Source organism: Enterococcus sp. (assembly GCF_022711995.1).
Classification (GTDB): domain Bacteria; phylum Bacillota; class Bacilli; order Lactobacillales; family Enterococcaceae; genus Enterococcus_D.
In genome coordinates, this window is the sequence record NZ_JALAHI010000140.1 from 1 (window position 1) to 4,020 (window position 4,020).

At 41.6% G+C, this 4,020-nt stretch carries 3 protein-coding genes and 2 pseudogenes; 2 read left to right on the top strand and 3 right to left on the bottom strand.

From position 1 onward, the window contains the following. Window positions 1-893 precede the first annotated feature (893 nt). Window positions 894-1,733 (top strand): acyltransferase domain-containing protein, encoded by an 840-nt coding sequence (locus Q0A12_RS13885; RefSeq protein ID WP_291293222.1) that lies wholly within the window; start codon window positions 894-896, stop codon window positions 1,731-1,733. Between the two features lie 235 nt (window positions 1,734-1,968). Here the strand turns inward: Q0A12_RS13885 and Q0A12_RS13890 are convergent, their stop codons facing one another. The 3 genes and pseudogenes from Q0A12_RS13890 to Q0A12_RS13900 form a co-directional block, all read right to left on the bottom strand. Beyond that, window positions 1,969-2,385: an amino acid decarboxylase gene (locus tag Q0A12_RS13890; RefSeq protein ID WP_291293223.1), complete on the bottom strand. Its 417-nt coding sequence runs from the start codon at window positions 2,383-2,385 to the stop codon at window positions 1,969-1,971. 3 nt (window positions 2,386-2,388) lie between these two features. Beyond that, window positions 2,389-2,961, bottom strand: coding sequence for a UbiX family flavin prenyltransferase (locus Q0A12_RS13895; RefSeq protein ID WP_291293224.1), 573 nt, complete (start codon window positions 2,959-2,961; stop codon window positions 2,389-2,391). A 20-nt stretch (window positions 2,962-2,981) separates the two neighbouring features. After that, window positions 2,982-3,890 (bottom strand): annotated as a pseudogene (locus Q0A12_RS13900) (UbiD family decarboxylase); the annotation flags it as partial. On the opposite strand from Q0A12_RS13900, the pseudogene Q0A12_RS13905 reads away from it, so the two are divergent. Further along, window positions 3,880-4,020 (top strand): annotated as a pseudogene (locus tag Q0A12_RS13905) (hypothetical protein); the annotation flags it as partial. The pseudogenes Q0A12_RS13900 and Q0A12_RS13905 overlap by 11 nt on opposite strands.

Sequence of the window (4,020 nt, forward strand, 5' to 3'; positions counted from 1 at the left end):
TGATGAAATTGATGTACCGGAAAGGATGCTTCATTTTCATCAATTTTTCTCAAAAAAACCAATGAAAACATGTGTTCCCTCTTGTCAAAAGGTAACGCTTTCTATATGATTAAATGGAATAGAAACCAAATAATAAAAAAAGGCACTTTCTACGGGTGTTGGCCCACCTGTAGAAAGCCTTGATCAGTCACCCACTTTACACAGCTGACCAATCAAGTTGCCATAGTTGATTCCCGAAGGAACCAACGTGTTTATTTTACCGAAAGTTGCTGACGATTACTAGTCGCTTTTAGCAATTTTTTGAAATTTTCACGATGTTCCTCAAGGCTTGTTTAGCTATGTCAAAGGTGTTGGACAGACTGGTCTGATGCCTTTTTTATGTTTCTTGATCGGAGGATTTTCATTGGAATGGGACGCCATTTTGCTATTGGAGATTTCCTTTGTTGGCGGATCAAGAAATACTTCGTTTCCTAGGTAGAAAACGAGAATTGGTTTCTATTCGCCTGTTATTAGTTGATTAGAGATAGGACTAGAAATGTAGGAAAATGTATGTCTGTGATCCAAGCACTTTTTTTGTATGCAGGTTTGAATTTACGGTTTAGTCCGCTTATGACGAGTTTGTTAGAGGGAAACATTTTTGAAGAGTTTGACCAAAGGGTAACAGTAAAGACGAAAAGCCCATTGATTTCTAAAGAATACTCCCCACTAAAATCACTGCACAGAACGATCAATTCCTATCCCTTGAAGGATTTTTGTATAAACCGGTATATTCTTGTATCAATTCGCTGAAAATCTTCTATAATTAAATAAAGCGATTACATATTGATTTGTGTTGTAAGAAGTGATTTGTTTGAGTCGCCAAAAAGTGATTAGGTTGAAAGAGGGGATAGACGTTGGAAAACAATGCGCCATTGCAGCAATTAATGGATTTAATTGAGCTGCCTGTTTCAGTTCAGGAGAAAGTTAAGGAAGCCTTTCATCAGTTGAATGAGCAAGAAGTCATTATTAGTGTGCAAAAGCTGCTGGATCCTGTTGAATCTGAACAAGAAGCCAAAGGACTCTCTGCTTTGTATAAAGAGGAGTCAATGAAAGAATTGGCGATCCAGCTCTATGCAGCGACCATCAGCTGGAAAAATATTTATCAGCCATTAGAGATTCCTTACGAGATTTATCTGGCTACGATGGGGGCATTCCCTCGATTTTTAAAAGAAACAAAGCAAGTGAGTCATCGTGATATATTTGATCGTGGGTTTTGGACCTGGCGGTATTTGTGCGGATTAGAGTTTAGGATTGATCAACTGGAGTTTGAAATGATTGCCGCGGATCATAAGAGCAAAGCATCGCAACTGGCAGGACAGGCGTATCTTTCGCTGCATATTCCTTCAGATGCGAAATTGGTTCATGAACAAGTTCAAAAGAATTACCAAGCAGCAAGAAGATTTTTTGAAAGGTATTTTCCGGAATATCGTTCAGCACCTATCGTGACCGATACTTGGTTGCTTTCACCTAAATTGAAAGATTGGTTGCCAGCGACTTCCAATCTGGTTTTGTTTGGAAATGATTATGAACTGTTACTGACAGAACCAGAAAAGAATGAAGGGGTGCTCTGGGTCTTCAATACCGTTTCTAGCGATGTGAAAAATTATCCGGAACAAACTACCTTGCAAAAAGCTGCCAAAGCATGGATGCTGGCAGGTCATGCGATTGGATCGGCGATGGGTAGGCTGCGCTAGTCGAACTTCGTATGACTAAAGAAAATTCAGCATCTTTTATAGGGAATTTTGAACGGGTATAAGTGTTACTAAGGCAAATAAATTCAGAATATATATGATGAAAAGACCTCCAAAAAATTTGATTTTGGAGGTCTTTTTCACTAAAATGTTCCGCTAAGCAAAAGCAATCGGTAGGTATCACTTGAAGCAAAAGATGTACGTTAGCAAAATAATTCCTCCGCTTACGAAAAAGGGATCAGTCTTGCTCTTTCTGACTGTAATTGGCATAAATTACTTCCGGCAACGAGAAATCAACGGTGGGTAACCAGGCTTGAATCTCTTGACCGATTTTATCCGCTAGTCTAAAGGATGCCTTGATCTGTTCTTTTGTAATACCGTTAACATGGACACCGGCAGTGATCACACAGTTTCCCGGTAAAAGAGAGGAAATGTGTTCGAGAACAATGGTACTCAGTACATCATCTTTGTGAAAACGTCCATGATGACTGGGAAAACGGGTGGTTTCACTAGGACTATCCTTTGCGGCCCAAGTGACTGTACCGATATGGGGGGCGTCGCCGCCGGTTAATGCAATCAACAGATCTTTGCCGATGACTTGAACGATTGCTTTGATGGTAAATCCATCAGCAGTAGCTTGAAATGTCTTTTCCATGAATCATTCACCTTTCCAGCGTCCACCAGTATCGTTGTCAATCGCAAGGGCATCGAGAATTTTCATTGTTTGATGATCCACTAAATCTTGAATGGTTTGTGGATGATTGTAAAATGCTGGCACAGGTGGAATCACTTGAACCCCCATTCTAGAAAGTTTCGTCAAGTTTTCTAAATGAATGGTACTTAATGGCGTTTCTCGAGGTACAATGATCAATTTCCGTTGTTCTTTTAACGTCACATCGGCTGCCCGTGAAATCAAATTGTCACTATAGCCCATGGAAATGGCTGCCACAGTTTTCATACTTGCTGGAACGATCACCATTCCGTCTACCAAAAATGAGCCGCTTGCTATTTGAGCACCTAGATCATTGATCGGATAATGGTAATCAAACAGGTTTTCTAATTCAGACAATTGCATATCTGCTTCCAATTTAAGATTCTGCTTCGCCCAATTGCTGATGACGCCGTGAGTTTCCACAGAGGGGATTTCCCGTAGTTTCTTGACTAGATCGATTGCGTAGGTGGTGCCGGAAGCTCCGGTAATGCCGATGACGATTTTCTTTTTACGCGTCATAGTGATTGATTCCTCTCTTGTTAATCAAGGTATTTTTCCCAGTCAGTTACTTCCTTGAATTTTGCTCGAATAAAATGATCTTTCATATCAAAAGGAACAGTGCCGTCTAAGATGGTTTTCGCACTCATTCCTCTAAAACGAATCACTCCAGGATTGTATTCCGGTAATTCGGAAGGATCAAGAGGGTGGTTTCTCATGCCAGGAATCACAATGACGTCTTTGTCTCCTTGGAAACGTGTATTCAACGTCCACATCACATCGTTCATATCAAAAATATCGACATCGTCATCTACAAGGATCACGGTTTTCAATTCTTTAAATGCAGAAAGAGCTAGAATGGCCGCTTGCCGCTGAATCCCTTCATCTGCTTCGTTTTCTTTGCGGATCTGCATGATCGTCATTAATTTACCGCCGCCAGCGGGTGGGTTATAGACGTTGACTACTTTTCCGGGGATCGCCTTGTCCACCAGACCTAAAATACTTGCTTCTGTAGGAATTCCTGCCATCGAAACATGCTCTTCGCTAGGCCCGATCGTTGTCTGCATGATTGGACGATCTTTTCGATGGGTGACTGCTTTTACTTTCACGATATTTACGGCAGGATTTGCATCTCCAGTATAGCCGGGAAATTCTGGCATCGCTTTGCCAGTATGGGTATTGATATCTTCTTGCATGGTTTGATTTGGTAAAATTTCTGCTTCAATCACAAATTCTGCTCGTGCAATCCCTACTTCATTTACCGCAACCCCGTCAACGAGCTGTACAGGTTCTTGACGTAGAGCCCCTGCGATCCAAAGCTCATTGTAACCAAGGGGAGTGGTTGGCGGTTCAAAGGTAGTCCCAATGGCAATGGCTGGGTCTAAGCCGATATTGATCGTAATCGGCATTGGCTGATTAATGGCTTCAAATTGTTTGTGGAAACGCCCGACACAAGAAGGACCCGCAATGACCTTCAATAACATCAAAGGGTTTCCCGGAATGCGGGTGTCCATTGGAACCATGGCTAGCCGTAAACGAGTGGGAGAAATCTTACATCATGATTACCGCACCCTAGGAAAA

What these genes read in the sequence shown, in the direction of transcription:
- Q0A12_RS13890 (WP_291293223.1), bottom strand. Translation starts at nt 2,385, where the DNA reads ATGGAAAAGACATTTCAAGCTACTGCTGATGGATTTACCATCAAAGCA.
- Q0A12_RS13895 (WP_291293224.1), bottom strand. Translation starts at nt 2,961, where the DNA reads ATGACGCGTAAAAAGAAAATCGTCATCGGCATTACCGGAGCTTCCGGC.